Origin of the sequence: Clostridium sp., assembly GCF_051656525.1 — a bacterium.
Classification (GTDB): domain Bacteria; phylum Bacillota; class Clostridia; order Clostridiales; family Clostridiaceae; genus Clostridium.
The window spans coordinates 1-2,229 of record NZ_JBOGCC010000309.1 but is presented as its reverse complement, the minus strand read 5'-3'; the positions used below and the strand labels follow the sequence as shown (position 1 = coordinate 2,229).

Below are 2,229 nucleotides of genomic sequence, written 5' to 3'. Positions count from 1 at the left end.
GTTGACGTTTTTCATGAGTTCACACGCTTTGCGGTTGACGCTCTCGGGTTTCATCTTGGACACGTTGTACGCATGGCGGTACGCCTCGGACGCGTTGCCCGTCTCCACAAACTTCTGGCAAAAATTCTCCTGCTTCTGGGTTAACTTCTTCACGACCCACTCCGACAAATCCACAACACATGCACCGATAATGCCACAATTTCGACCAGCTCGCCACACCACCCCCTGAACAAATCATCGGGGTGTAAATTCGGGGTGTTCGTAAGTTACTGTATTATCTATTATTATTTATTATTACCCCTTATAACCCTTAAGAAACAATAATAGATAGTAGGGAGAGGAGTATAGTATATACAGTATATTGATATGTATAAGAGGGCGGCGGGGCGCGGGGATAGGAAAAACGATCGGGGTGTGAGGGGTTATCGGGGTTTCTTAATATTATCAATCGGTTACGCCACCCCTAACACCTGTGTGAAATGGGGTTATTGGGTGAAATATACAATATGCAAATATGTCAAAAGTCTGATAATATACAGTATGTAACTATAACGGAGCATACGATTATGGCTTGTGAGAAGTGTGGATGCAGCGGCACATACGCTGCGAATGATAAATGCACCGTGTGTGCTCAGTTCGAGGCACACGGTTTTTACGCTTATGCTAACGGTAGAACCAATCCCGACGGCACCGTAAATGCCGGCACATTGTTCCCACGGATGCGTGTACCGGATGAATGGGGCGAACTGCTTGCACGACGCTTCACAGACCCATCCATGCGTATCGTATCGACACCGTGCAAACAACGCGGTCACGTCGGTCTGGTGCGCGCCAACGGGTCATGTGTGCAGTGTGCTGAACCTAATCCCGAGGTGGCACGTATCGACCTGCGATTGCGCGAGCTGCGCGATGAAATGGCGGGACTTATGCGCCGGCGTGTCGAGTTGGTAGGTAGTGACATGTCACCCCGCCAGCGTGCGATTGAGGCGGGCGAGAAGTGGTATCTCCCAGATGAACCATGCGGTAAATGCGGTCAGTTAGCGGAACGCTATGTAGCAAACGGAAAGTGTCGGGGTTGCGCAGGGCGGTGAGGGTGAGAGGGGCGGCCACACCTAGCAAGTGTGGCCTTGTTGCTTACAGTATTCCTTTCATCTTCAGGTAGACAATCGCTGCGGCACGTAACGGGTTTTTATCACACCATACAGGGTCAATTTCACAATCGCCGACGTAAACATCATGACGGCTATCACCGCAATATCCATCAACCAAAACACCGACCCCACAAGCTGTATACTCACCGCTGCCGTCGGTATTAATTAGGCTAATCCCATTTTCAAACACAATTTTCATCATTGTCGACGAATCACCACAGTAATTACCGACATTTATAACGCTAATACCACCGACATGTTGATTGCTTATTTTGTAGATGGTGTTCATTTTCTCATTCGGTTTGTAATCGGTAGCGTTATTGACTGACATCGTCATCATCACATTAATCTGAGGGTCAGTCAGTACGTTGATCTCTTCATTGTTCATTGTTTCCAATCTCCTTCACCTTCCGCTCCAACTCGTCACGGTACGCAACAAGTCCTTCCAACTTTAACTGTGTGTGATGTACCAAGTCTTCCGCGTGTTCCAACTCACGCACCAGTGCTTCCAAATCCGCCATTTCCGCGCTCCGTCTCTGCTAGTGTGGTCACAACTTCAAACTCATACCGCGGCACGTCCACGATACGCCCCTGTGCAATCCGGTCGCCCCTGCGGATCTGTAATCCACCGTAAGAGTCACATCGCAACTTGAACATTATCTCGCCGGTATAGTCCGAGTCGATAATACCGGTACAATTTGATAACCGGACATCATATTTAAAACCATGTCCACTACGACTAAAGATATCCAGGCACTTACCGACCGGCACAGTCATCGCAATGCCGGATCGTATCACCACACTCTCCTTGGACGGGATGAACACATCCTCCACCGCGAAGAAATCGAAACACGCCGCCCCAGCAGTGGCATACACCGGCACACGCGCATCAGCGTGTAACAACACGACAGGTAATATCATCCCTCCACCTCCACTGCGCCATACGTACCGACCAGTAATTCAACCACTCCGACACCTTCCTTCTCTGAATGTTGAACAAGGTTCCTCACAAAATCGTGGATACCAACCGAGTCATGCAGTAACACTTCGAACCGACGGTCGTCATAAATGACCTGTT

At 49.3% G+C, this 2,229-nt stretch carries 3 protein-coding genes; all 3 read right to left on the bottom strand.

Annotated features, from left to right (window positions below):
* Positions 1–153: terminase small subunit (locus tag ACRDDY_RS15450; protein ID WP_438565832.1), on the bottom strand; the 153-nt coding region annotated here is incomplete at its 3' end.
* 981 nt (positions 154–1,134) lie between these two features.
* Positions 1,135–1,539 carry a hypothetical protein gene (locus ACRDDY_RS15445; protein WP_438565831.1) on the bottom strand — a complete coding sequence of 135 codons (405 nt, stop codon included), beginning with the start codon at positions 1,537–1,539 and terminating at the stop codon, positions 1,135–1,137.
* A 104-nt stretch (positions 1,540–1,643) separates the two neighbouring features.
* Entirely contained in the window at positions 1,644–2,072 is a 429-nt protein-coding gene (gene dut, locus ACRDDY_RS15440) for a dUTP diphosphatase (RefSeq protein ID WP_438565830.1), read from the bottom strand.
* Positions 2,073–2,229: the final 157 nt, after the last annotated feature.